The following is a 25,362-nucleotide window of genomic DNA, read 5'->3' as shown; positions in this document are numbered from 1 at the left end:
TTAAGCCGGATCCTCCTGTACCGTCGAATAGGTGCGCCGGATCATTCCGGCCGCCGCCGGGTAGGCGCCGAGCTCTGCCCCTCCCCGGTGCCAACAGTCCAGGCAGAGACGGGGGACCCAGGTCTCCGGGCAAGCGCTCATGTTGAGCCAGCCCTAGGGGTGAAGCCGCACCGCCACGATTCCCAGTGGCCACGGCCGGATGACCTCATCCGAATCCGACAGCTAACTCCGCAGGCGTCGAGAGGCAATCACCATGTCTGATTCCAGGAATCAGTCGCGCTCTGTTGCGCGCCACCGCGGCGAACCGGCCCGGAGAAACAAGTCACGTTCTACGTTGAGGCGAGTCGCTTCAAACCTCGGCACCGGCCAGCGCATGGCAGTTGTTGCCGGCGTCGTCGCCGTGTTCCTCGGTGCCGGTGCTGCAAGCCAGGCCGCCGGACAAGCCATCAATGCCCAGGACATGAGCCGTTCGTCGGATTCCCGCGCGGTTAGTCACTCAGCCACTCCATTGGCCACCGCCACGCCGTCGGCGAGCGCGAGCGCCAAGCCGAGCGCCACGCCGGTTCCGAGCCGGGCAGCCGCCCCGGCTCCGGCCGCCGTCGCGCCCCAGGCTGCCGCTCCCGCCGCTCCGGCCGCGCCTGCAGCCCCGGCCGCACCTGTTGCCCTCGACGATCCCGCCGGGGCCCAGGCCTATGCCGCTAGCCTCCTGCCCTCCTACGGTTGGGGTCAGGGCGAGATGTCCGCACTGATCACCTTGTGGAACAAGGAATCGGATTGGCGCACGACTGCCACCAACGCCTCCAGCGGCGCTTACGGAATCGGGCAGTCGCTGCCGGGCGCGAAAATGGCATCCGAGGGCGCCGATTGGCAGACCAACTACCAGACGCAGATCCGCTGGGGCCTGAACTACATCAAGGAACGCTACGGATCGCCGTCCGCGGCGTGGTCCTTCCACCTCGCGAACAACTGGTACTAAGCCAGGAGCCACGCACAAAGAACGCAGGGGTCCGTCCCTTCCGGGGGCGGACCTCTGCGCCTAGTGGCCACACATGCGAGTCGCCATGCCGGTCGGAGATCCACAGCCATATCACAGGTTCCGCCTAAAGCCCTCATAATCGGCAGCCGCACTCTGGATACATGACGCTCATCGAATCCACCTCCGGTACCCTGAAGGACCCCGCGGTGGTGCCGCCGGGCCTTCCCCTCCAGCCCAACGCTCCCCTCCAGCCCAACGCTCCCCTCCAGCGCAGCACGGTGCGACGCGCCCCCGTGGACACCCACACCGCCATCCCCGTGCTCGATGTCACGATCCCGGTCTTCAACGAGGAACGCGACCTTGAGGAGTGCCTGCGCCGGCTTCACGGCCACTTGCGCGAGACGTTCCCGCACGGCTTCCGCATCACCGTGGCGGACAACGCGAGCACGGACGGCACCTTGAAAATCGCTGAACGCGTGGCGAGGGAGCTGCCCGAACTCGCTGTTGTCCATCTTGAGGAGAAGGGACGCGGCAACGCCCTTCGCAAGGTGTGGCTTGCATCGCCGTCCCCGGTTCTCGCTTACATGGACGTGGATCTGTCCACGGACCTCGCCGCTCTGGCGCCCCTTCTGGCACCGCTGATCTCCGGCCACTCGGACCTCGCCATCGGCACGCGCCTGACGCGGAACTCAAGGGTTGTCCGCGGCCCCAAGCGCGAGTTCATTTCGCGCAGCTACAACCTGATGCTGCACTCGTTCATGGGCGCCCGTTTCAGCGATGCGCAGTGCGGCTTCAAGGCGATCCGGGCAGATGTCGCCCAGCAGCTCCTCCCCCACACCATGGACAACTCGTGGTTCTTCGACACTGAACTCCTGGTGGTCGCCGAACGCTGCGGGCTCCGCGTGCACGAGGTTCCCGTTGACTGGATCGACGATCCCAATTCCAGCGTCGACGTGGTGCGCACTGCCCTGGCAGACATTCGCGGCATGGTCCGGCTGACCCGGGATCTCGTCTCGGGCCGCATCCCCGTTCCGGAACTGCGCGCAGCGCTGGCACGCGGGCCGCTTCCGGCGTCGTCGCGCATTGCCGAGCAGAGCCCGCGCAGCAGCCTTTTCGGGCAACTGGTCCGGTTCGCCGCGATCGGCGCTGCCTCCACCCTGGCCTACGTGCTCATCTTCCTGTTCTGCCGCGGCTTCATGGACCCGCAGCTGGCCAACTTCCTGGCGCTGCTCGCCACGGCCATCGCCAACACCGGCGCCAACCGGCGCTTCACCTTCGGCATCCAGGGCGGCAATCCGGTCCGGCACCACTTCGAGGGTTTGATCGTTTTCGGCATCGGCCTCGCCCTCACTTCCGGGGCACTCGCTGTGGTGCACGGTACGACGTCGCCCGACCGCTGGGGCGAGCTCCTCACCGTGGTCGCGGCGAACCTCGCAGCCACTGCAGTCCGCTTCCTCTTGTTCCGACTTTGGGTCTTCCGGCAGCCAGCCGCGCAGGCGCCTGCACCCACCACACAAGCCACAACGCGCACAGAAACGGCAGCATCATGACCTCCACGATTACTCCCGCAAGCACGGGACCCGCCGGTTCAGTGGTTCCTGCCGCCGCCGGGACTGCCGACGCACCGCCTCACCCGGCCGGCCCGTCGATCCCCGATGCCGCGCCCCGTTGGACCCGATACGCCTTTGGACGGCAGCCCCGCTGGGTGCGGCCGTCCGCCGCCGGGCTCCTCGTCGCCACCGCGTTCCTGTATCTCTGGAACCTCGCGGCCACCGGCTACGGAAACTCCTTCTACGCCGCGGCCATCCAGGCCGGCACCAAGGACTGGACGGCGTTCCTCTTCGGTTCCCTCGACGCCGGCAACGCCATCACGGTGGACAAGCCCCCGGCCTCTTTGTGGATCCCCGCTTTGGCGGGCCGGATCTTCGGCTTCTCGCCCTTGAGCATGCTGGTTCCCGAGGCACTGATGGGCGTTGCCGCCGTCGGCTTCCTCTATTTGACCGTCAAGCGGGTTACCGGACCGGGCGCGGGCTTGTTGGCGGGCGGCGCCTTGGCCCTGACGCCGGTGGCGGCGCTCATGTTCCGCTTCAACAATCCCGACGCCATGCTGACCCTCTGCCTGGTCCTGGCCGCGTACTTCACGACCCGTGCCATCGAACGCGCGGGCTGGAAGTGGCTCGCCGCAGCCGGCGCCGTCGTGGGACTCGCTTTCCTGGGAAAGATGCTGCAGGGATTCCTGATTGTTCCGGGCCTCGGACTCGCATATCTCTGGGCCGCCCCTATCCCGTTGCGGCGGCGCTTGCTGCACCTGCTCGGCGCAGTGGGCGGTATCGCCGTAGTGGCTGGCAGTTATATCGCCCTCTTCCAACTGACTCCGGTTTCGGCACGGCCGTACATGGCAGGTTCGCAAACCAACAGCTTCCTTGAGCTGACTTTTGGTTACAACGGGCTGTCCCGCATCACCGGCTCGGGCGAGGGCACGCCCGGTGGAGGCGGCGGCCCCGCCGGGGGCGGCCTCGGCGCATTCGGCGGCGGCGGCAACACCGGCTTCGGCGGGGCGGCCGGGATCACCCGCATGTTCGGCACGAGCTTCGGTGCGGAGGTCTCCTGGCTTCTGCCTGCTGCGCTGATTCTTCTGGCAGCCGGCCTGTGGTTCACCCGCCGGGAAGCGCGGGCCTCCCGTACCCGTGCCGCCCTCATCCTGTGGGGCGGCTGGCTTCTGGTCACGGCGGGCGTGTTCAGCTTCATGAGCGGCATCGTCCACCCCTACTACGCGGTAGCCCTCGCACCGGCAATCGCCGCCCTGGTGGGCATTGGCAGCGTTGAGCTGTGGCGCGGCCGCGGGTATTGGCCGGCCAGGATCGTCCTGGCGGTGGTAGTCCTCGGCAGTTCAGCGTGGTCCGCGGTTCTCCTCGGCCGCGACGCATCCTGGCTTCCGTGGCTGCGCATCGTGATCGTGGTCCTGGGCGTGGTGGCGGCCGCGGCAATCCTGCTCCGCCTCGACTCACTGCGGCCCGCGGGCCGGTTCCGGAGCGCAGCGGCCGCGGCCGTCGTCGTCGTTTCCCTTCTGGCCGGCGGCCTCGGAACCGCAGCGTGGACGCTCGCGACGGCGGCTACCGCGCATTCCGGGTCCATCCCGACGTCGGGTCCCGCCGGCTCCGCCACGGGCGGCTTCGGAAACCGCGCTGGAGGGTTCGGCGCAGCCGGTGGCGCAGGTCAGGCAGGAGGCCCCGGGTCCGAGGGAACGGCCGACGCCGGACTGACCGCGCTGCTGTCGTCCACCACCACGAAGTGGTCGGCGAGCGTCTCCGGCGCCACACAGGCCGCAAGCCTTGAGCTCGCCACGAACACCAACGTGATCGCACTCGGTGGCTGGAACGGCGGCGATCCCTACCCCACGCTGGCACAGTTCCAGGACATGGTGGCCAAGGGACAGATCGGCTACTACATCGAGGGTGGCGGCATGGGTGGCGGCGGCGGATTCGGAGGCCAAAGCGGCAATTCCGAGGTAGCCTCCTGGGTACAGGCCAACTTCCAAGCCCAGACGGTGGGCAACTCCACCGTCTACAAGCTGACAAAGTAGATTCCGATGACCACGTCCTATTCCACAGATACAGGTTCCACGCCGGGCCAGCTGGTTCCGCCGTCGAGTTCCGTAGAGCCGACACCGCTGGAACCGCCCGTTCCCCACGCCCTGCGGCACCGAGTGGAGCTCGGCATCGTGCTCCTCGCAACGGCGGTCCTGTATCTCTGGAACCTCGGCGCTTCCGGCTGGGCCAATCCGTTCTACTCCGCAGCGGCCCAAGCCGGTTCGCAGAACTGGACCGCGTGGTTCTTCGGATCGTCCGACGCCGCGAACTCCATCACCGTGGACAAGCCGCCGGCGTCACTGTGGATCATGGACCTCTCGGTGCGGATCTTCGGACTGAGCTCCTGGAGCATCCTGGTTCCCGAGGCGCTCATGGGCGTTGCCACGGCATGGCTGCTGTATCTCGCAGTCCGGCGGGCTGCGGCCCCCGCCACCGGCGATCCACGGATCGCCCACCGGGCCGGGCTGCTGGCCGCCGTCGTCATGGCCATCACCCCGGTTGCCACCCTCATGTTCCGGTTCAACAACCCGGACGCCCTGCTGGTGCTGCTCATGACGGCCGCCGGCTACGCCACGCTGCGGTCCATCCAGGACAACAAACTGCGTTGGCTCCTGCTGGCCGGGGTGCTCCTGGGCTTCGGTTTCCTGACAAAGCAGCTCCAGGTCCTGTTGGTGGTTCCCGGGTTTGCCGTGGCGTACGTGGTTGCCGCGCCGGGTGGAGTGGGCCGCCGCCTGCTTCGGCTCCTTGGCGCGGGAGCGGCCATGGTGGTCTCGGCCGGCTGGTGGCTCGCAGTCGTCGAACTCGTTCCGGCGAACATGCGGCCGTTCATCGGCGGGTCCCAGAACAACTCCATCCTGGAACTGACCCTCGGATACAACGGCTTCGGCAGGCTGAGCGGCCAGGAGACAGGCAGCGTCGGGGGCGGCAACGGCTGGGGCGTTCCCGGGCTGTTCCGGATGTTCAACAGCGAGTTCGGCGGCCAGATCGCGTGGTTGCTGCCCTCGGTGCTGGTCCTCGGGGCCGGCCTGCTGTGGCTGGGCCGCCGTGCCCCGCGCACGGATGCCGTGCGCGCCTCAGTGATCGTGTGGGGTTCGTGGGTGCTGGTCACCGGGCTGGTATTCAGCTTCATGGCGGGCATCATCCACCCCTACTACGCGGTAGCGCTGGCCCCTGGAATCGCCGGGCTCGCAGGCCTGGGCGGCGCGCTTTTGTGGCAGCACCGTGCGCAACTTGTCGCCTCGGTCATGCTCGCAGTCGCAGTGGCCGCCGCGGGATTCACGGCCTTCGAGCTCCTGGGCAGCACCACGGCCTATGGTCCGTTGCTGCGCTGGGCAGTGCTGTTCGGCGCCCTCGCAGCCGCAGCCGGGCTGGTCCTTTCGGGACGCTTCACCTCCCGCATCCTTCAGCGCACGACGGCGGCGCTCGCCCTCGCGGCCTCCCTCGCCGGGCCTTTGGCGTACTCCATCTCCACCGCCTCCGTGACGCACAGCGGCGCCATCCCCAGCGCCGGGCCCGCGACTACGTTCGGTGGCTTCGGCGGCTTTGGAGGCCGGGGCGGCTTCGGGCAAAACGGTTTCGGGCAATCCGGCCAGAACAACGCAGCCCAGAACACTCCCCCGCAAGCCCTCCAGCCGTCTGGCATCCAGGGCGGCGGCTTCGGAGGGAACCGGCAGGGCGGCGGCATGGGCGGCCTGCTCGGCGCCACCACGCCGTCGTCGGAAATGGTTGCCACGCTGAAGTCCGGCGCCTCGAACTACACGTGGGCGGCCGCCGTGGTTGGCTCCAACAATGCCGCCGGCTACCAGCTGGCCACCGAACTGCCCGTCATGGCGGTGGGCGGCTTCAACGGCACGGACCCGTCCCCCACGCTCCAGCAGTTCCAGCAGCTCGTGGCACAGGGCAAGATCCACTACTTCATCGCCGGCGGCACCATGCAGGGCAGCAGCGGATCCGAAGCGCCTGCCCAGATCGCGCAATGGGTGGCGGCGAACTTCCAGGCACAGTCCATCGGCGGAACCACGGTGTACCCGCTGGCGGGCTGAATCCTGAGCTGAAGCACCCGCAGGAAAACTTTCAAAAAGACCCTTGTTTTGCAAACGTTTGCAGAGAAAAGTGGACGCCACTGCAGATCCCGTTTCCAAGCTTTCGTTGCATCAAGGAGGATGTATGTATTTCGCCGACTGGCTCGTTTTAGGGGCCTACTTCGTCGTCATGATAGGGATCGGCTGGTGGGCCAAGAGCCGAGTGAAAAACGCCGCGGACTTCTTCACAGCTGGTGGGAAGATGCCGTGGTGGCTGGCAGGGATTTCCCACCACATGTCCGGCTATTCGGCAGCCGTCTTCGTTGCCTACGCCGCCATCGCCTACACCACCGGCTTCGCACTGTATGTCTGGTGGGCGCTCACCATCACCATCGCCTGCATCATCGGCTCCGTCTTTTTCGCCCCGCGCTGGCCGCGCCTAAGGCAGCGCCTGGGCATCATCTCCCCGCTCGAATACCTGGCCACGCGCTACAACCTGCCCGCGCAGCAAGTACTGGCCTGGTCCGGTGCCGCCCTGAAAGTGTTCGATGTTGCGGCCAAGTGGGCGGCCAGCGCAATCCTCCTGAACGTGTTCGCCGGGGTTCCGATTGCCGTTGGCATCCTGATTGTCGGCGGGGTCACGCTCATCTACTCGACCGTTGGTGGCTTGTGGGCTGACGCCTTGACGGATGTGGGCCAATTCATCATCCAGTCCGTAGCGGGCGTCGCGATGCTCATCTTCGCCATGGCCAAGCTCGGGGGCGTTTCCTCGATCGCCGGGATCTGGTCCCGTCTGCCGGCCTCCCATTCGCAGCCATTCGCCGGCGACTACACCATCGGATTCTTCCTTGCTTACTGCCTGATCAGCACTATTTCCTACAACGGAGGTACCTGGAATCTGGCCCAGCGCTTCATTGCCGCCCCTTCCGGCTCAGCGGCCCGCAAATCAGTCCTGCTTTCCGGCGCACTCTATCTAGTGTGGCCATTGGTGCTCTTCTTCCCCATGTGGGCCGCGCCTCTGATCCTGCCCAACCTGGCGCACCCCGATCAGGCCTATGCGCTCCTCACCCAGCAACTGCTGCCTGCCGGCCTGGTAGGCCTGGTTGTTGCCGGAATGTTCTCCCATACCATGGCCATGACCTCTTCGGACGCCAACGCGATTTCCGCCGTCGTCATCCGCGACATCATCCCCGCGCTGCGCGGTTCACGGCAGCCCCTGACGTCGCGTGCGGAACTGCTGGGAGGCCGGATTTCCACGTTCCTGTTCATCGGATTGTCGATGGTCATTGCCCTGAGCGCGGATTCATTCGGGGGTGTTTTGGGCCTGATCATCCTCTGGTTCGGTGCCTTGGTTGGTCCAATCGCCGTTCCCATGTTGCTGGGGATGTTGCGGCCGTTCCGTCGTTGCGGCCCCTCGGCGGCCTTGTTCTCGTGGGCCACCGGTCTGATCGTTTTCGCGCTCGCGAAGTATGCCCTGGCTGCTCCCATCGCGAGCCTGGGCACGGCAAGTGCGCAGACCATCAACGTGGCCGCCCCCGTTGTAGCCTCTGCTATCGTCTATTGCGTCTTCGGCTGGTTGCGCCCCTGGCACAATGAGGCATCCGACGCCCTTGTCGAGTCCCTGGACCGGGACCTCGAGCCGGCCACCTCGCTTCCCGTTGAAAGCACCGTGGCATGAGCACAACGGCGTCCGAAATACGGGATCAGCTGCTCAAGGGCGTCCTCCCTTGGTGGCTCGAGAATGGAATCGACAGGAAAGACGGCGGAGTTTTCACGTGCTTTTCCAACTCGGGGCGATTGCTCTCGAACGAAAAATATACGTGGTCCCAAGGCCGCTGGGCTTGGCTCTGTTCAAGGATTGCGTTGGACAGCGAGGCCGGAATCATCGGGGAAGACCCCCGGTTATGGGCCACCTTGTCGATTGAAACGGCCAGGTTCATCCAGGCACACGCCATCCTGGACGGCGGTGTGACCGCATACCGCACATCGGCTGCGGGGCAGCCCTTGCCGTCCGGGCCGCACGGGGAGATCGCCGTCAGCGTCCTGGCTGACCTCTTTGCGGCCCTGGGCCTGGCGGGTGCCGCCAGGCTCCCCCAAGCGGCGGCCCGCGAACGTGAAGAGTGGCTGCACTCAGCCCATGCACTTCTCGCCCACGCCGAAGAAAGGATCGAGGCCCGGAGCGCTCCGTCCGAGCCTTACCCCGTCCGGGCCGGATTCAAGGACGCGGCCGGGCTGATGCTGCTGCTGAATGTGGGCGCCCAGCTGCATTTGGCCAGCGGCTCGGCCGAAAGCGCTCAAACAGCCGGCGCCGCGCTTTCCCGGCTCCTCGGCGACGCAAACTCCGAAGGCATGTGGAAGGCCGGCTCCTGGTGGGAATACCGGCCGGACAGCGCCGATGACCTCGACACCCTTCTGGCCCGCCACCGAACCCCCGGCCACCTGCTGGAGATGCTCTGGATGGTCATGGAAGCCGTCGAGATCATGCCTGACCTCGCACCTCGTATTCCGGACTGGCTACCGGACCTCGCTGTCCGGGCGCTGGAAGCCGGCTGGGATGACCAGCACGGCGGCATCTTCCGGTACGTCGACAGCACAGGAACAGAACCGCGGGGCAGGCTCCTTGGCAACGACCCTTACGAGACCTTGGTGACCCAGACCTGGGACACCAAGCTGTGGTGGGTCCAGGTTGAGGCCCTCTACGCGAGCAGGCTGCTCGCAGAACGTTTCGTGCGTCCCGAGCTCCTGGACTGGCATGAGCGGATCTGGTCCTACACCCTCGACACATTTCCCGACCCTTCCGGCCAGGAGTGGCTGCAAATACGCGACCGCGAAGGGAAACCCCTCGACAAAGTCGTGGCACTGCCCGTCAAGGACCCCTTCCATATAGCCCGATCACTCCTCCTGACCACCGAATTAGAAACCCGAAGGACTCACACGTGACAGCACTTACCACATACAGCCCGGCCGTTTCCGCACACCCCGACCGGGCCGCCTTGGGGAAACACGCCGGCGCGCACGCAGCGGAAACCCTGCGCAGGGCGCTACGGAACCAGCATGAGGTCCGGCTGATGCTGGCGGCAGCTCCCAGCCAGGAGGCAACGCTTCTGGCGCTTGCCCAGGAGCCCGGGATCGATTGGAGCCGGCTGACGTGTTTCCATATGGACGACTACCTGGCCCTGCCGGCCGACGCACCCCAAGGTTTCGGAAACTGGCTGGAGCGCACGTTCTTCAGCCGGCTGCCGCCTACTACCTTTCACCGCATCAACCCGGAGAATCCCGCCGAAGAAGAGGCAGGACGCTACGGCACGCTGATGGGCCAAGACCCCTTTGACCTGGTCCTGCTGGGACTGGGAGTCAATGGTCATCTTGCCTTCAACGATCCCCCGGCCGACCTTGCCGACCCGCTGCCCGCACGCGTCATTACCCTCGATCAGGTAAGCCGCCAGCAACAGGTTGACGAAGGGCATTTCCCTGGTTTCGACGACGTTCCGCAGCGCGCCATCACCGTCTCCATCCCGCGCTTGCTGCACGCCTCAGAAATCATCGCTTCCGTTCCCGGGAGTGCCAAAAAGATGGCCGTCCAGAACACCCTGAACCAGCCGATCAGCGGAAACCATCCCGGTACCGCGCTGCGCACGCACCCCAACGTCACCATCTACCTCGACGCCGAATCGGATCCCCGATGAACGCAAATGAACAGCTCTCGGAGGACTACCTCGGGAAAATCACCGAGCTCCTCGCGCGAATCCGCTGGGAAGAAGCCGAAAACATCAACATCGCCGCCGCCATTCTCGCGGCCCGGGTGGCCGAGGACGAACTGGTACACATCTACGGACCGGGCGGTCATTCAAACCTGGCAAGCCAGGAAGTGTTCTTCCGGGCAGGCGGATTGATGCACGTCTCCGCCATTTTGGACGAAGGGACCTTGCTCTCCAACGGCGCCCTCCGCTCAATGGCCATGGAACGGACTCCGGGTTACGGCCGGATCGTCATCCAGGACGCGGGCCTTGGACCAGGAGACGTCCTCATCCTGGTCAACGCGTACGGGATCAACAGCGCACTCATCGATGCGGCCCTGACGGCACGCGAACTATCGGTCAAGACCATTGGCGTTTCCTCGCGCGAGCATGCAGGGGAAACAGCCGGTGACCACCCTGCAAGGCATCCGCAAAAACTGAACCTGCACGACGTCGTCGACCATCACATCGACACGAAGGTTCCCATCGGAGACGCCGTCATGAAGGTCCCCGGGACAAAGGAGAAAACGGCCGCCGTGTCCACGTTCGCCAACGCCTTCACCCTGAACTGGCTCATGATGTCCACCATCAGCAAGCTGAACGAAATGGGGATTGAGCCGCCATTGTGGAGATCGGGAAATGCGCCGGGCGGGGACGCAGCCAATCAGCAGTTCATTTCACGTTTCAAAGGACGGGTACACAAGCTGTGACACACCCCAAAACGATTGTGGGCAAAGACCCCCACCGGGGGATCAACATCGAAATCGCCTACGACACGACCATCCTGTCGGTGCGGGAGATCGACCCCGACCAAGGGCTGCCCGTCATCGCACCTGGATTTATCGATGGCCAGGTCAACGGATACGGCGGACTGGATGTCAACGCCGCTGATGTCACGCCGCAAACCATCATCGACATGAGCACAGAGCTGGCGAAGCTGGGCGTCACCACGTGGGTGCCCACCATTGTGACTGCCACGGAAGAGGCAATCACCGGCGCGCTCGAACAGATCAAGCGGGCATGCGACATTGACCCAGCCACCCGCGCAGCCATCCCCTGCATCCATGTCGAGGGCCCGTTCATCTCGGACCAGGACGGTCCCAGGGGGGTCCACGACGCCGATTTCGTCCGCCCCTTGGACGTCCAGGAGGTCCGGCGCTGGCTTCGCGCAAGCGGCATGGTCGGCATCGTCACCGTCTCGCCGCATACCCCTGACGCCCCGGCCCAGATCGCCCAAATCCGCGAACTCGGCGTCGAAGTGGCCATCGGACACACGCACGCAAGCCCCGAACAAATCACGGCTGCCATCAACGCGGGAGCCGGGCTGGCCACCCATCTGGGCAATGGCATCGCCACCACCCTGCCCAGGCACCCCAATGCCTTGTGGACTCAACTGGCGGACGACCGCCTCACGGCAGGACTCATAGCGGACGGGCATCACTTGCCCAGTGACACGTTGAAAGTCATGATCCGGGCAAAGACCCCCGAACGCGCCTATCTGGTCTCGGACAGCACCGCGCTGGCCGGCAGCCAGCCTGGCCGGCACCGTACTTCCGTGGGTGGCCTGGTGGATCTTGCCCCGGGCGGCCGGCTCTCCCACGTGGGCACGGATCTGCTCGCGGGGGCCGCCGCCACCCTGCCGGACGGTTTCCAAAACGTGATCCGCAACGTCGGCCTGGAGCTTCCGGAAGCCCTCAAAATGGTGACTTCCACTCCCGCCCGGGTGATCCCGGGGACCCGTCCGGGGCTCGGCCACCTTCGAGTCGGTTCCCCGGCGGATTTCGTCCTGATCACCGGAGAAGGACCCGAAGCGGGAACCATCACCGCCGTATTCCAGTCCGGCCGGAAAGTATCTGGCGGACCGGAATGAGTGCCACCCAAGCCGGGCAGGCCACCATGCGGGTGGGCGCCGCCGTCGTCGGGATCTCGCCGCCCGCGGGTACGCCAATGGCCGGCTTCGCGGCGAGGACGGAACCGAGCACCGGCGTCCACGACCCCCTGACCGTCCGGGCGTTGGCCGTGGAAGACACCTGCTTGATCACCGTGGATGTGTGCGGCCTCCATGAGGACACATGCACCCGCATCGCACACGGTTTGCCCTTTGTGCCGGATCGCGTCGCGATCACCGCAACGCATACCCACGCAGGTCCGTGCGTCATTCCGGGCCGGCTCGGGGGCCATGACCCGGGCCTCCTGGAGGAAATCGTCTTGGCTTGCCGCGAGGCCGCGGAGGCCGCCGTGGACTCCCAGCAGCCGGCGACCCTGCACTACGGCGAATCGCGCGGAGTGGATGTTGCGAGGAACCGACGCCATCCCGAACGCGCCGTGGATCCACCCCTCCAAGTTGCCACGTTCAACGACGAAGCCGGACAAGTGCTTGCCTGGATCGTGCTCTATCCCTGCCACCCCGTGGTCCTAGGCCCGGAAAACCGCCTCATCAGCGGCGATTATCCCGCGTTCACCAGGAACGTCCTAGAGGAACGTTCCCCGGGCTCAGTGGCCCTTTTCCTGCCCGGGACCGCCGGGGACATCAATTCAGGCCATCGCGCCGACGCGTCGTACTCGCTTTCCGGCTCCGCCGGCAGGACGATGGAGCAGGCGCGCAAGATCGGAGAACATGTGGCGGCATCCGTAGTGGAGACCCCGCTATTGCCGGTCTTCGATTCAAGGAAGACCTCCGTGGCCCGGAGGGCCATCAGCCTCACAATGACTTCGCGCGACGCCGATTCCCCCGCGGAGTTGAGCCGGCAGTGGGAGGCCGAAGCGGTCTCGGCGGATCCCGGCAGGCGATCCCTTCTCGACGCGTGGAGGCAGTGGGCCATGGACCGGAGGCCCGAAGAGGACATGTCCTGGCGTGCAGCAGTGAGCGTCTTCAACTGGCAAGGCCTGGCCCTCGTAGGATTACCGGGAGAACCATTCCTGGCCACAACGGACGCCATCGCCTCCGAGGTGGACGGTCCCGTCATGGTCACTGGCTACACCAACGGCTGCCCGGGGTACTTTCCGACCGCCGACGAGTATGACTTCGGAGGATACGAAGTGGAGGACGCACACCGCTATTACGGCATGCCCGCCCCCTTTTCCCCTGGCAGTGCCGAAGCCTTGGTCCAGGCCGCTTTGGAACTCACGGGTGAGCTCCAATGACGGGCCGTCCAACCATCACGCAATTGGCGGCCGAACTCGGAATCGCCCCCTCAACCGTGTCGAGGGCCTTTACCCGGCCAAACCTGCTCAAACCGGAGACCGTGGCCCTGGTACAAAAAGCTGCGGAAGCCGCAGGCTATGTACCGAACCATCACGCGCGCGCCCTTTCGACGGGACGTGCCGGGGCGATCGGACTCATCGTGCCGGACATCGCCAACCCGTTCTTCCCTCCGCTGGTCCGGGCGGCCCAAAACTACGCAAGCGATCTCGGACTCTCCGTGTTCTTGGCGGACACTGATGAAGATCCCCTTCGGGAAGACCGTCTCATCTCACGGATGGCTCCCCAGGTTGAAGGGCTGATCGTCGTTTCATCCCGGCTCGCCTCGGCCCGCATCCGGCAAATCGCCGATTCCCAGAGGGTGGCCTTCATCAACCGCGATGTTCCGGAGACCTACCGGGTACTGCTGGACACCGCGGCAGCCATCCGCTCCGCGCTGACCCACCTGTCGGAGCTCGGCCACCGCCGCGTGGCCTACGTCGGCGGTCCTCCGCAATCATGGGCAAACAAGCAGCGCCGCTCGGCTGTGGACAACTTCTCGAAGGTCCACGCCCTCGAGGTCACGCATTTCAGTGCGGATCCGGGCACCTACGAAGCCGCGAAGGCGCTCAGCGATTCGGTGGCAGCATCCGGAGTCACGGCAGTCATCGCTTTCGACGACGTCATCGCGCACGGCCTGATGGGCGGATTCGCGGCCGCGGGCGTGGACGTCCCGAAGGACTTGAGCGTCATCGGATGCGACGACACCCTCGCGACCACGACCTTTCCTGCCCTTTCCACGATCGCGGTCAATGTCGGCGCCGCGGCCCGGCGCGCCGTCGCTGCCCTCTCCGAGAATCCAGGCTCAACCAGCCTGACCGGAGCGAGGATCATCTTCGAAGGAACCCTTGTCCTCCGGGGAACAACGGGAGCGGTCCGGCCTACATCCAGCCCGCTGACGCTAGAACCGGAGCTCGATCGCCCATCGCCCCGAATCGTCCAGGCTGGCCACGGCAGTGACAGCTGAGTAATCCGCGATCTGCCACAGTCCATCCGCCGCCTCGCCACCGGCGTCGCCCACCACCACGGTCCGCATGCCGGCCGCACGGGCTGCGGCGATGCCCGCCGGCGCATCTTCGAACACGACGACGTCGGCCGGCTCGGCACCCAGCAACGCGGCTGCCGTGAGGTAGCCTTCCGGATCGGGCTTGCCGCGGGTCACGGCCTCGGAGGTGACAGCGGTCGCAGGCATCTCGAGTCCGGCCGCTTTCATGCGCACCCCGGCGAGGATCCGATCGGCCGAGGTGACCATGGCGACGGCGTCGGCAGGCAAGGACCGCAGCAGTTCCGCGGCACCGGGCAACGCCACGATCCCGTCGGTCCGGGTCCGTTCCATCTGGCCGAGTTCCTCCGCGAGAGCGTCGATGTCTGCTCCGGCCGGGGCGAAGCGGCGCACCGTGTCCTTGGCCTGGACCCCGTGCGACGTCCGCAGGATCTCGTCGATGTCCAGTCCGTACCGCCCCGCGAATTCGCTCCACACCTGCTCCACGATCGCGGTGGAGTCCACCAAGGTGCCGTCCATGTCGAAGAGGACGGCCCGGACGGTCAGGGTTTTCACGGCTTCAGCAGGCAGGTTCATACCTCCATCCTGCCTGCTGAAACCCGTCCGCGGCCCGACTCTTACGGCGTGAGTCCTAGCCGTTGGGCCTGTGCGGGATGTATTGGACGGCCCATTTATTGCCGTCCGGATCGGCGAAGTACACAAAGTGACCCCAATCCTGGACGTCGATGTCGCTGACTTCCACGCCGTTGGCCTTGAGTTGGCTGTGGGCCTCCTGGATGTCTCCCACCACCATCTGCAGGCTGGGGGCGGTGCCGGGAGGCGCGTCGTTGAGGCCCTCGCCGATGCAGATGGAGCAGGCCGAGCCGGGCGGAGTCAGTTGGACGAAGCGGATGCCGTCCATGGGCCGCTCGTCGTAGTCGGCGTTGAAGCCCACTTTGTTGACGTAGAAATCCTTGGCGCGGTCCACATCGGACACGGGGACAAACACGAGTTCAAGTTTCCAGTCCATGCGCCAAAGGCTATCGGCGGAGCCCGAAAACCGGTAGGGGCGGAGCACAACGCGGGGTCACTTACGGCCCATGTTGCTGCTCGAATTGGGCCGTAAGTGACCCCGCGTTGATGAGGCTACGCCGGGCGGGTTAGCTGCTAGCGGCCGAAACCCACGAATTCGCGGACCTAGGGCTAGCCGGCAACGCCGTACAGTCGGTCTCCTGCGTCGCCCAGGCCTGGAACGATGTAGGCCTTATCGTTGAGCCTCTCGTCAATCGAGGCGAGGACGATCTTGACGTTGGCCCCTGAAAGCTCTTCTTCGAGCTTGGCCAGGCCTTCCGGCGCGGCCAGCAGGCAGATGCACGTGACGTCCGAAGCGCCGCGCTTGAAGAGGAACTTGATGGCTTCGCGCAGTGTGCCGCCGGTGGCGAGCATCGGGTCAAGGACGAAGATCTGGCGGCCGGTGAGGTCTTCGGGGAGTCGCTCGGCGTAGGTGATGATGTCGAGGGTCTCTTCGTCGCGGGCCATGCCCAGGAAGCCGACTTCAGCGGTGGGGACCAGCTTGGTCATGCCCTCGAGCATGCCGAGGCCTGCGCGCAGGATGGGGACCACCAGCGGCGTCGGCTTCGTGAAGGCGGTACCGATCGCTTTGGTGACGGGGGTTTCGATCTCTACCGCTTCGGTCCTGACCTCGCGGGTGGCCTCGTAGGCCAGCAAAGTGACGAGTTCTTCGGTGAGTTGCCGGAAGACCGGGGAAGGAGTGTTCTTATCCCGCAGAACGGTGAGCTTGTGAGCGACCAGCGGGTGGTCCACGACGAGTGTGCGCATGACTCCAAAACTATCATTGAGGCATGAGCACCAACGAGCCTTATCACGCGGAGCACGCGGCCTGGATGGGTCTGGCCCTTGACGAAGCCCGGCGGGCGCTGGATACCGAGGATGTGCCGATCGGCGCCGTCGTCCTGGGGCCCGACGGCGGCGTACTGGGTGCCGGGCGGAACGAACGGGAAGCGCACGGCGACCCAACGGCCCACGCCGAGATCGTCGCGATCCGCGAAGCGGCAGCCGCCCTGCAGCGCCACGCACTTGAGCTCGGCGAAGGCGGAGACGGCTGGAGGCTCGAGGACTGCACCCTCGTGGTGACGCTGGAGCCGTGCGCCATGTGTGCCGGAGCCATTGTGCTGGCCCGGATTCCGCGGGTGGTCTTCGGTGCCTGGGATGAGAAGGCCGGTGCCGCCGGATCCGTGTTCGACATCTTGCGGGAACGCCGCCTCAACCATTGGGTGGAGGTATACGCCGGCGTGCGCGAAGAGGAATGCTCGGCCCTGTTGCGCGATTTCTTCGCAACCCACCGGAAATAGCGGCTGCCCTCCGGATCGCTCTTGAAATCAATAGCGTGTTGGACGTCAGATGGTCTCAGGAAGCACAGCTGAGGAGGACCTCATGACCGTCTCTTTCAACCACACCATCGTCTACGCAACGGACAAACGCCGTTCGGCGGAGTTCCTGGCCAAGGTGTTTGGACTCCCGAAGCCGCAAGCCGTGTGGTCCTTCGTGACCGTGCCTTTTGACCATGGGGTCGCCCTCGATTTCGCCACGGCCAGCCGGCCCATCTCGCCCCAGCACTATGCCTTCCTGGTCAGCGAGGAGGACTTCGACGGGATTTTCGCCCGGATCCAGGCTGAGGAAATCGCCTATTGGGCGGACCCGGCACGGTCCCGCCCCCAACAGATCAACCACAACGACGGCGGACGCGGCGTCTACTTCGCCGATCCGGACGGGCATTTCCTGGAGGCGATCACGCGGCCGTATGGATCGGGTGCCGCATGAGCCACGTACGCGTCACGGCGATGGTGACCGGCCGCGTCCAGGGAGTCGGTTTCCGCTATTCAACAATGCACCAAGCCCGATCGCTCGGACTGACCGGAGAGGCGGCCAACCAATTGGACGGCTCGGTGCAGGTCATCGCTGAGGGTGATCGCGAAGCAGTCGATTCCCTGCTCGAATGGCTGCAGTCCCGGGAAGCCCCCGGCCGCGTGAAACACGTGGATGCCGCGTTCACACAAGCCACCGGCGAGTTCTCCGGATTCTGGGTGGACTGACGCAACCCAAAGCGAGACCAGCCTCAGGTGGTGGCGGCGTTCGCCTTATGAATTGGCACTGTTGAATTGGCGCTGTCCAGGGCGTCGATGCGTTTCTGGCGTGATGCCGGCGAGTCCAGGCTGAACGAGCGAAAATCCCCGAGGTCTTCGCGGATCCAGCTCTCCACCTCAGTGATCCGCTGGGTGACGGCCGCGGTGGGCTTGTCGAATGTCCAGGCCGCGATCCGTTCCTTGCCCGGATCGTATTGCCACAGCCCGATGATGCGTCCCCGGTCCAGGATCGGGTGGTCTGACAGATCCGCCTGCAGACCCAGGGTGCCGTCCAGGACCTTCCGGCCCCTATCGCCTTCAGCCAGCATGTCCGCCGAGTTCCTGCGCAACAGCACCAAAGAGTCTGTCCCGGCCAGAAGCTGGATCTGTTCCTCCTGCGGCGCCTTGAACGCGGAAAGGTGCTCGACGTCGTCGGGCAGCATCCAGAGAGGCTCGCCTACCGCCGTCGTCACTTCGACGGCGCCGACGGCGGCCAGCGCCGCCTTGCTCTGCGCGACAGTGAAGCCGGTAAGCCATTGGCTCTGCTTTAACGTCGCGCCGCCGGTCCAACGCAGGTACCGTTCGATCAGGCGCGCGCGGGCGGCGTCGTCGTCGAGGGTACTGGGCGGCAGCGCCCATGACGTGTAGGCGTAGCGCTGTTGGTCGAGGCGGCCGTTGACCGGCACGCGGCGGATACGGCCGTCGGCTTGCAGGAGGCCCAACGCTGTGGGAAGGGTGGTGGACGCGCCCTTCTTCTTGCCTTCTTCGCCGAGGCTTCGGACGGATTCGCCGAGCTCGTCCTTGAGCTGTTTGGGATCCATGGGGTCGCTGGATTCCATGAGGGTGTGCAGCACTTGCTCTTCGAGCAGGGTGATCTCTCCGCGTTCGACGCCGAGCCGGGCCAGGACCTTGAACGGCGCCACTGCGGCGTCCCGACCCACTTGGAGGCCCCACGCGAAGTCGTTCCGGCCGAGGACGTAGGTACATCCGCGGGCTGTGGGAAGCTCGTGTATTCTCAGCTCGGCCACGTCCCGATCGACCTGTTCGCGGCGGATCCCTGCCCGGGCGAAAAGCGTCAGGTAGGGGTTGGCGCCGCCCACGGAACGGGCCCAACCGGCGCGGTCCAGGACTTCCTCGGAGGTCTTCCCGGAGAGGGAGCCGTCCAGGCCCTGCCGATGCCACGCCCAGGCGCGCAGCAGTTCAGGGGTGAGTGTTCGGGTGGAAAGCACGGCGGACGTCATGGCCCCATTCTGCACCGTTTGCCCGGCATCCGGGGCGGTCCCGCGCTAGCTATCGCTCGAAGTCCAGCGAGAAGCCAGCCCAGGCGTCGGGATGTTCCCGGAGGACGACGTCGACGCCGGCGAGCGCACCGCCGTCGTCGCTCTCGCGGACTTTCGCGGCAACCGCCTCAGCGATGAAGCGGGCCAGGACCTCCGTCGTCGTGAGCTGTCCGGCGAAGTCGGGGTGCTCGTCGAGGTTCTTGTAGTTGAGGCCGGCCAGCACCTCGTCCAGGATGGTTCCGGCCGCGCCGATGTCCAGGACGATCGCGTCGTCGTTCAGTGCTGCCCGGCGGAACGTCACCTCGGCCACGAAAGTGGCTCCGTGGAGTCCCTGCGCCGGGCCGAACGACTCCCGCGGCAGGCTGTGGGCGATCATGAAGTGCCGGCGGACGGTGAGGCTGAACATGGTTAGCCTTTCTTGGTTTTGGGGTAATTGATGACCCGGCAAAGATCGTCCAGTTCGCCGCTTTGCAAGCCATTGAAGACCTCCGGTAGCTCCTCGAATTGCGACTCTCCCGTGAGGAAGGCGTCGAAAACCGGGTCCCGCAGCAGTGACACGGCCAGGTCCAGCCGCTCGCTCGAGGTGCGGCGGTGCCGGCGCGAACGTGCCACCACTCCCACCTGGCTGGCCCGGATCGAGAGGCGCCTGGCATGGAAGTCCTCCCCCAGTGGGAGGGAGACTTTCCGGTCCCCGTACCAGGACATCTCAATGATCTCGCCTTCGTCCCCCGCGATCTGCAGGCTACGGGCCAGCCCTTCGTCCGTGGCAGAGCAATGGAACACGATGTCGCAGTCCTGCTTTGCATCCTCCGGAAGCACGAACTCCACGCCCAGGGATTCGACGAACCCGCGCTTCCCCGGGTCCGTCTCCACGAGTTGCAGGCGTTCCAGCGGGAAACTGCGCAGCAGTGCTGCGGTCATGCCGCCCACGAGTCCGGCCCCGACGACGGCGATCCTGTCACCAAGGCGGGGTCCGGCCTCCCAGAGGGCGTTGAGGGCGATCTCGGCGATGCCGGTGAGGACAGCGCGCCGTGGCGGCACGCCGTCGGGAATTCGGGTGAGAGAGCTGAGGGGCACGACGTAGCGGTCTTGGTGCGGATGCAGGCAGAAGACGTTCCGGCCGATCCAATCTTCGGGACCTTCTTCAACGACGCCGACCGATAGATAGCCGAACTTGACCGGCGCAGGAAAATCCCCGGTTTGGTGGGGCGCCCGCATCGCTTTCGCGATTCGTGGGGGGACGTTGAACTCGTGGACCACGAGTTCGGTTCCCCGGCTGATTCCCGAGTACAGGGTCCGAACCAGGGCCTCACCCTGCGCCGGTGCCCGAAGGTCCTCGCTCCGGAGTTCACCCTGGCAGGGGCCGACGGTCCAGTAGGCCAGGGCGGATTGGGGGTGGGTGTTCTGTGCCGGGTTCTGCGGCGCGTTTCGTGGAAGAGTCATCGTGCTTGCGAATCTAGTCCTGCGGCTGCGATTACGAAAGGGAAGGCTACTTACTAAGTGGGTGCAGCCCGGCCGTTTTGGGGAACAGGCCTCCACTCCGGTACCCTATTTCAGTTGGTGACGTGTCCGAGCGGCCGAAGGTGCAACACTCGAAATGTTGTTTGGTGTAAAAGCCAACGTGGGTTCAAATCCCACCGTCACCGCCAATGAAAACCCCCGGAATTCCGGGGGTTTTCTGCATTCTTGGGGCGTGGTGGTGCAGATTCCGCCGAGTAAGCTACCCCCGCTCGCCGAGCAGGGAGCTGATCGCTTTCGTGCATCCGACGAACGCAGCCTCCGTGGCGAGGCAGTGATTGTTGAGGCATCCGTAAGTGGGCGGCCTAGAATCGTCGTATGGGTCTCCTAACCTTCAGCCTCAACGTCACCCTGGATGGTTGCGTCGACCACCAGGAAGGCATCGCCGACGACGAGACGCACGCCTACTTCACCCGCCTCATGGACGAGGGGGGTGCAATGCTCTGGGGCCGCACCACCTACGAGATGATGGAGAGCTACTGGCCGGCGGTCGCCCGCGGCGACGAGGACGCGCCGCCTGCGATGCGCGAGTGGGCGCTCAAACTGGAGGCCAAGCCGAAGTACGTTGTGTCGTCGACGCGAAGCGACTTCCCGTGGACCAACAGCCACCACGTGGTCGGCGAGCTGCGCACGGCGGTGCAGGATCTCAAGGATGCGACTCCCGGCGGGGTGCTCGTCGGCAGCGGCGAACTTGCGACAGCGCTGGACCAGCTGGATCTGATCGACGAGTACAAGTTCCTTGTCCATCCCAGGATTGCCGGCCACGGCCCCACCCTGTACCAGGGCGGACTGCCTAGCACCCGACGCCTCGAGCTGATCTCGGCGGAGCCGCTCAGCAACGGCGCGGTCGCCTTGCACTATCGACGGGCTGCTTGAGGGTGGCTGTCCGTCCTGACCTTTTTTGCCGCTCGAAAGCCCTGAAATGACGCGACTCGCCGCGTCGTAAGCGCATTCCGGAACGAAGGAGGGTCAGAACGGCGCCGCCCTGACCTGAGGCTATGTGTCGCTTCCTCTGGAACCGAGTCCGGAAACAGCTTCATCGTCCCGGTCGCGCCAGGCATCTTTGATGGCATTCTTTACCGCGCGGTAAATAACTCCATATAGGCAATAGAGGAATATTGCCAAAAAGATCACCGGTACAAATAGCGTTAAAGTAAGGTCCACGTTAGAGAGCTCCTTAGATCGGCTGGGAAGACCTCCGCAGGACATCGCCCTGGCAGTTATTCAGCGTAGCCTCCTGCCCCATCCGCCCGGCGTCCATTTGTGCCTATGCTGGGCCCATGGGGAGCGAATCATCGACGACGACGGATGCGCGGCGCCTCCTCGCGGCGCTGGCAAACGCCCAAGCCCGGAGAGTCTTCGCGGAGATCGGCGTCGGCGGAACCCCGGGCAGCTCGCTCTCGCCGGCAAAACTCGAACGGGCGCTCACGCTCCTAAACCAGGCGGGGCTGGTCGAGGCGGTCGAGACCGAAGGCGGTGCCCGCTACTGCATCCGCGAGCACGCCTTCCGGGACGCGCTGGCGGGCCTCTCGTCTGCACCCAGCCCGTCCGGCGTCGAGCGCTTCTTGACTGCGGACGGCCGCATCGATCGCTATCCTGCGCGGGAGGCAGACCGCCTCAGGCTCCTCGCATGGGTAGCGACGCGCATCCTGGACACCGGCGAGCGCATGGCGGAACGGGAGCTCAACGAACGCCTCGCCCGGTTCACTGGAGACGTGCCCATGCTCCGGCGTTACCTCGTGGACGCCGGCATCGTGAGCCGCATGCCCGACGGCTCGGCCTACTGGCTGGCACTCAAAGAAGACGCCGACGGCGGCCCCTAAAGTTCCCGGGCATTCGCCAGGACCGGAAGCTTGCCCCGGACTCCCTCCACAACAGCCGGATCGATGTCGACGACGGCGAGTTCCGGCATTTCGCCGAGGGCCACCATCACGGTACCCAACGGCGAGATCACAGCACTGTGCCCAATGCCGGTGGGCGCCGTGCCGGTGGCAGGCAGGCCGACACTGGCGGGATTGCCTTGGCCGCAAGCCACCACGAAGGTGGTACTGTCCACTGCGCGGGCCCGCACCAGCAGCTCCCACTGCTCGGCCTTGCCCTCGCCGGCGCCCCACGAGGCGCAGACGATGTTGACCTGCGCTCCTGCCCGGGCGTTGGCGGTGAAGAGGGCCGGGAATCGAACGTCGTAACACGTGGCAAGGCCGAACACTGTGCCGTTGAGTTCGAAGGTTACGGGCGACGTCCCGGCGTCGACCGAATCCGATTCCGCGAAGCCGAACGCGTCAAAGAGGTGGATCTTGTCGTAGGACGTGTCCACCCCTGGGCCGGTGACCAAAAGCGTGTTCCGGACCCGGCCGCCCTCGCCCGGAGTGAACATTCCTACCACGACGGCGATGTCCAGCTCCCGCGCAAGGCCGCGGACCGCTGTGGCCCATGGTCCGTCCAACGGTTCGGCAATGTCCGCCAGGCTGTTGCCGAAGGCGCGCATCGCTGCTTCGGGGAAGACCACGAGTTCGGCTCCGGCGGCTTTGGCGCGGGTGGCGTATTCTCGGATCAGTTCCAGGTTGGCAGCCGGATCGGCTCCCGTGATGATTTGTGCCACGGCTAAACGCATGAATTTGCTCCAAATTGTTGTATACATGATGTATGCGAAAAAGTTCGGGGACTGCGGCGTCCGGCCGCGAGAAGGCGTACGCGTACCTGCGTGAAAATATCCTGATCGACCCCGAAGTCCAGGGGAAGTTCCTGAACGAGCAGGAACTGGCCGCGGAAATCGGCGTCTCGCGTACGCCGGTGCGTGAGGCGCTCCTGCTGCTCGTCTCCGACGGCTTGGTGGAATTGATTCCCCAGCGCGGGGCTTACGTTCCCCCGGTGACCGGCCGGGAAATGTCCGAATTGATGGAACTGCGCGGGATTCTTGAAAGCCACGCTGCCCGGCTGGTCATCGAGCAAGGCCGGATCCCCGCCGGGACGATGCAGGAAACCCTTGACCAGCAGGCCAAGCTTCCCGAGGAACTGAGCCCGGAAGCGGCCCGTGAGTTTATCCGCCTGGACACGCTGTTCCACCAGCAGCTCATCGACGCGGCGGGCAACGAGCTGATCTCCCGGACGTACAGCAAGCTCCACGTCCGGCAGATCCTGGTAGGCGTCTCCGCGCTGTTCCGTACCGGAGGCCGGCGCGAGCAGGTGTGCGCCGAACACCAGGACATTCTCGACGCCCTGATGTCCGGCGACGCGGCGAAGGCGCAGAAAGCGATTGACCATCACCTTGCGGTGACCCGGGACATCCTGCTCCGGACTTAAGGCAGTTTCTGGCTGCCAAACGCTGCTCGCCGAGATGCTCACGACTTCTCCCGAGGGTCAGCGGGTTTCAGCGGCCGCGGACGGCTGGCTTGCCGCCGCAGATCCTTCGAGCAGCAGGCGGTAGTCCTCATCCTCCACAGTGTCGGAGTCCCGGCCGAGCGCCAATCCCACGACGGTGACGACGGCGGCCACGGCCACATAGATGGCAACCGGAATCCAGGTGCCGAACTGGGACAGCAAGAGTGTGAACATCAAGGGTGCGATGGCGCCCCCGATCACGCCGGCGAAGGTATAGGCCAGCGAACTTCCCGTGGACCGAAGCCTCGGGGAGAACTGTTCCACGATGAAGGCGGCCTGCGGTCCGTACATGAAGGAGTGCGCCATGAGGCCCAGGACAATTCCCACGATCAGCAGCGGCTCGCTGTGCCCGCCCAGGATGCCGAAGAAGACGAAAGTCCACACGGCTCCGATCACTGCCGCGATGCCGTAGACGAGGCGCCGGTTGAAGCGGTCGGAGACGGCACCCGCCAGCGGGATCATGAAGAGCTGGAATGCGGAGCCGATCAACACGGCGGTGAGGACCTGGCTGCGGTCATAGCCAAGCGTCTGGATTCCGTAGCTCAGGGTGAAGACTGTGAACAAGGCGTACAGCACGTCCGGGCCCACCCGGCACAGGGTGGCAGCGACGAGCGGCCGGAGTTCCTTGCTGAAGACTTCGCGGACCGGAGCGTTGGACTGCTCACCGTGCGCCTCGATGGCCTTGAAAATCGGGGTGTCTTCAAGCTTGAGCCGAATCCAGAGACCGAAGCCCACCAGCACGGCCGAGACCAGGAAGGCGATGCGCCAGCCGAAGCTGATGAACTGCGCTTCGCTGAGGGTAACGGTCAGGACGGCCAAGATGCCGTTGGCCAGGAGGTTGCCGGCCGGCGGTCCGACCTGGGCCGCCGAAGCCCAGAAGCCGCGCCGCTGGGGATCGCCGTATTCGCTGGAGAGCAGCACTGCGCCGCCCCATTCGCCGCCCACGCCCACGCCCTGGGCAAAGCGCAGCAACACCAGGATGATCGGGGCCGAAATCCCGATGCTGCCATAGCCCGGTAGCGCCCCGATCAGCACCGTGGCAACGCCGATGATCATCAGCGTCGTCACCAGGACTTTCTTACGGCCGATGCGGTCACCAAGCCGGCCGAAAATGATGCCACCCACCGGTCGGGACACGTAGCCCACGGCGTAGGTCGAGAAGGCCAGGATGGTCCCGGTCAAGGGGTCCGATGACGGAAAAAAGACAAGGGGGAACACGACGGCGGCCGCGGCGGAGTAGACGGCAAAGTCGTACCACTCGAGCGCGGTGCCGGTGAGACTTGCGGCAAAGGCCTTGTACAGGCCTTTGGGATGCATCGGCTTTCCCGGACGCGGCGCTGCGCCGGAAGCCGGAACTGGAACGTTGGCCATGGGTTTCCTCCACGAGAAGTTTACGGTGACGCCTGCCACACTGGCGTTAAATGTATACATTACGCATACTGGTTGTACATTGGCGACTGTTTCCGGTTTCCGGTTTGAAAAATTTCTCCAGC

At 65.4% G+C, this 25,362-nt stretch carries 25 protein-coding genes, 1 tRNA gene and 1 riboswitch; of the genes, 18 read left to right on the top strand and 8 right to left on the bottom strand.

Annotation, left to right across the window (positions count from 1 at the left end; all coding sequences use genetic code 11):
* The first annotated feature begins 78 nt into the window (after positions 1-78).
* Positions 79-251: riboswitch (cyclic di-AMP (ydaO/yuaA leader) on the top strand.
* A gap of 83 nt (positions 252-334) precedes the next feature.
* The 11 genes from KNN17_RS14210 (at position 335) to KNN17_RS14160 (ending at position 14,532) form a co-directional block, all read left to right on the top strand.
* Complete coding sequence (locus tag KNN17_RS14210) at positions 335-976, top strand: hypothetical protein (RefSeq protein WP_308196813.1); 642 nt, start codon at positions 335-337, stop codon at positions 974-976.
* 161 nt (positions 977-1,137) lie between these two features.
* On the top strand, positions 1,138-2,526 hold the full coding sequence (locus KNN17_RS14205; RefSeq protein WP_241709682.1) for a glycosyltransferase: 1,389 nt from the start codon (positions 1,138-1,140) through the stop codon (positions 2,524-2,526).
* Positions 2,523-4,559 carry an ArnT family glycosyltransferase gene (locus tag KNN17_RS14200; protein ID WP_241709681.1) on the top strand — a complete coding sequence of 679 codons (2,037 nt, stop codon included), beginning with the start codon at positions 2,523-2,525 and terminating at the stop codon, positions 4,557-4,559. Before KNN17_RS14205 ends, KNN17_RS14200 begins: the two co-directional genes overlap by 4 nt.
* Positions 4,560-4,565: 6 nt before the next feature.
* Positions 4,566-6,608 (top strand): ArnT family glycosyltransferase, encoded by a 2,043-nt coding sequence (locus tag KNN17_RS14195; RefSeq protein ID WP_241709680.1) that lies wholly within the window; start codon positions 4,566-4,568, stop codon positions 6,606-6,608.
* A gap of 124 nt (positions 6,609-6,732) precedes the next feature.
* A complete protein-coding gene (locus KNN17_RS14190) occupies positions 6,733-8,265 on the top strand; it encodes a sodium:solute symporter family protein (protein WP_241709679.1) in 1,533 nt (510 codons plus the stop codon).
* The gene (locus KNN17_RS14185) at positions 8,262-9,527 is read left to right on the top strand and encodes an AGE family epimerase/isomerase (RefSeq protein ID WP_241709678.1); all 1,266 of its coding nucleotides are present in this window, start codon (positions 8,262-8,264) and stop codon (positions 9,525-9,527) included. Before KNN17_RS14190 ends, KNN17_RS14185 begins: the two co-directional genes overlap by 4 nt.
* Positions 9,524-10,273 carry a 6-phosphogluconolactonase gene (locus KNN17_RS14180; protein WP_241709677.1) on the top strand — a complete coding sequence of 250 codons (750 nt, stop codon included), beginning with the start codon at positions 9,524-9,526 and terminating at the stop codon, positions 10,271-10,273. The genes KNN17_RS14185 and KNN17_RS14180 overlap by 4 nt, the downstream gene beginning before the upstream one ends.
* Positions 10,270-11,034: a sugar isomerase domain-containing protein gene (locus KNN17_RS14175; protein ID WP_241709676.1), complete on the top strand. Its 765-nt coding sequence runs from the start codon at positions 10,270-10,272 to the stop codon at positions 11,032-11,034. The genes KNN17_RS14180 and KNN17_RS14175 overlap by 4 nt, the downstream gene beginning before the upstream one ends.
* Positions 11,031-12,194: an N-acetylglucosamine-6-phosphate deacetylase gene (locus tag KNN17_RS14170; protein ID WP_241709675.1), complete on the top strand. Its 1,164-nt coding sequence runs from the start codon at positions 11,031-11,033 to the stop codon at positions 12,192-12,194. Before KNN17_RS14175 ends, KNN17_RS14170 begins: the two co-directional genes overlap by 4 nt.
* The gene (locus KNN17_RS14165) at positions 12,191-13,468 is read left to right on the top strand and encodes a neutral/alkaline non-lysosomal ceramidase N-terminal domain-containing protein (protein ID WP_241709674.1); all 1,278 of its coding nucleotides are present in this window, start codon (positions 12,191-12,193) and stop codon (positions 13,466-13,468) included. Before KNN17_RS14170 ends, KNN17_RS14165 begins: the two co-directional genes overlap by 4 nt.
* Positions 13,465-14,532, top strand: a complete 1,068-nt coding sequence (locus KNN17_RS14160; RefSeq protein ID WP_241709673.1) for a LacI family DNA-binding transcriptional regulator — start codon at positions 13,465-13,467, stop codon at positions 14,530-14,532. Before KNN17_RS14165 ends, KNN17_RS14160 begins: the two co-directional genes overlap by 4 nt.
* Here the strand turns inward: KNN17_RS14160 and KNN17_RS14155 are convergent.
* The 3 genes from KNN17_RS14155 to upp all read right to left on the bottom strand — a co-directional run bounded on the left by KNN17_RS14155 (position 14,467) and on the right by upp (position 16,386).
* Positions 14,467-15,144, bottom strand: a complete 678-nt coding sequence (locus KNN17_RS14155; RefSeq protein ID WP_241709672.1) for an HAD-IA family hydrolase — start codon at positions 15,142-15,144, stop codon at positions 14,467-14,469. The genes KNN17_RS14160 and KNN17_RS14155 overlap by 66 nt on opposite strands.
* Before the next feature lie 55 nt (positions 15,145-15,199).
* Complete coding sequence (locus KNN17_RS14150) at positions 15,200-15,577, bottom strand: VOC family protein (protein WP_078106607.1); 378 nt, start codon at positions 15,575-15,577, stop codon at positions 15,200-15,202.
* Positions 15,578-15,750: 173 nt separating this feature from the next.
* Positions 15,751-16,386 carry a uracil phosphoribosyltransferase gene (upp, locus tag KNN17_RS14145; protein ID WP_241709671.1) on the bottom strand — a complete coding sequence of 212 codons (636 nt, stop codon included), beginning with the start codon at positions 16,384-16,386 and terminating at the stop codon, positions 15,751-15,753.
* 23 nt (positions 16,387-16,409) lie between these two features.
* Between upp and tadA the strand changes: the two genes are divergently transcribed.
* From tadA to KNN17_RS14130, 3 genes are all read left to right on the top strand, one after another.
* On the top strand, positions 16,410-16,919 hold the full coding sequence (gene tadA, locus KNN17_RS14140) for a tRNA adenosine(34) deaminase TadA (protein WP_241709670.1): 510 nt from the start codon (positions 16,410-16,412) through the stop codon (positions 16,917-16,919).
* Between the two features lie 82 nt (positions 16,920-17,001).
* A complete protein-coding gene (locus tag KNN17_RS14135) occupies positions 17,002-17,388 on the top strand; it encodes a VOC family protein (protein ID WP_241709669.1) in 387 nt (128 codons plus the stop codon).
* Positions 17,385-17,660, top strand: coding sequence for an acylphosphatase (locus KNN17_RS14130; protein WP_078106609.1), 276 nt, complete (start codon positions 17,385-17,387; stop codon positions 17,658-17,660). Before KNN17_RS14135 ends, KNN17_RS14130 begins: the two co-directional genes overlap by 4 nt.
* Before the next feature lie 23 nt (positions 17,661-17,683).
* Here the strand turns inward: KNN17_RS14130 and KNN17_RS14125 are convergent, their stop codons facing one another.
* The 3 genes from KNN17_RS14125 to KNN17_RS14115 are packed head-to-tail and all read right to left on the bottom strand — an operon-like array spanning position 17,684 to position 20,413.
* Positions 17,684-18,931, bottom strand: a complete 1,248-nt coding sequence (locus KNN17_RS14125; protein WP_241709668.1) for a DNA glycosylase AlkZ-like family protein — start codon at positions 18,929-18,931, stop codon at positions 17,684-17,686.
* 49 nt (positions 18,932-18,980) lie between these two features.
* Positions 18,981-19,376, bottom strand: coding sequence for a 6-pyruvoyl trahydropterin synthase family protein (locus KNN17_RS14120; protein WP_241709667.1), 396 nt, complete (start codon positions 19,374-19,376; stop codon positions 18,981-18,983).
* 2 nt (positions 19,377-19,378) lie between these two features.
* The gene (locus KNN17_RS14115) at positions 19,379-20,413 is read right to left on the bottom strand and encodes a zinc-dependent alcohol dehydrogenase (protein ID WP_241709666.1); all 1,035 of its coding nucleotides are present in this window, start codon (positions 20,411-20,413) and stop codon (positions 19,379-19,381) included.
* A 116-nt stretch (positions 20,414-20,529) separates the two neighbouring features.
* Between KNN17_RS14115 and KNN17_RS14110 the strand changes: the two genes are divergently transcribed.
* From KNN17_RS14110 to KNN17_RS14100, 3 genes are all read left to right on the top strand, one after another.
* Positions 20,530-20,619, top strand: a tRNA-Ser gene (locus tag KNN17_RS14110).
* 187 nt (positions 20,620-20,806) lie between these two features.
* A complete protein-coding gene (locus KNN17_RS14105; RefSeq protein WP_241709665.1) occupies positions 20,807-21,364 on the top strand; it encodes a dihydrofolate reductase family protein in 558 nt (185 codons plus the stop codon).
* Positions 21,365-21,768: 404 nt separating this feature from the next.
* The gene (locus tag KNN17_RS14100; RefSeq protein ID WP_241709664.1) at positions 21,769-22,311 is read left to right on the top strand and encodes a DUF2087 domain-containing protein; all 543 of its coding nucleotides are present in this window, start codon (positions 21,769-21,771) and stop codon (positions 22,309-22,311) included.
* Here the strand turns inward: KNN17_RS14100 and KNN17_RS14095 are convergent.
* The gene (locus tag KNN17_RS14095) at positions 22,308-23,102 is read right to left on the bottom strand and encodes a carbon-nitrogen hydrolase family protein (protein WP_241709663.1); all 795 of its coding nucleotides are present in this window, start codon (positions 23,100-23,102) and stop codon (positions 22,308-22,310) included. The genes KNN17_RS14100 and KNN17_RS14095 overlap by 4 nt on opposite strands.
* Positions 23,103-23,134: 32 nt before the next feature.
* On the opposite strand from KNN17_RS14095, the gene KNN17_RS14090 reads away from it, so the two are divergent.
* Entirely contained in the window at positions 23,135-23,791 is a 657-nt protein-coding gene (locus KNN17_RS14090; protein WP_078106642.1) for a GntR family transcriptional regulator, read from the top strand.
* 57 nt (positions 23,792-23,848) lie between these two features.
* Here KNN17_RS14090 and KNN17_RS14085 read toward each other — a convergent pair whose 3' ends face one another.
* Complete coding sequence (locus tag KNN17_RS14085; protein ID WP_241709662.1) at positions 23,849-25,240, bottom strand: MFS transporter; 1,392 nt, start codon at positions 25,238-25,240, stop codon at positions 23,849-23,851.
* Positions 25,241-25,362 lie beyond the last annotated feature (122 nt).

The sequence above is a fragment of the Arthrobacter bambusae genome, from assembly GCF_022606295.1.
In the GTDB taxonomy this organism is placed as follows: Bacteria; Actinomycetota; Actinomycetes; order Actinomycetales; family Micrococcaceae; genus Arthrobacter; species Arthrobacter bambusae_A.
The sequence above is the reverse complement of the archived record's forward strand: the minus strand, read 5'-3'. Positions and strand labels throughout refer to the sequence as shown.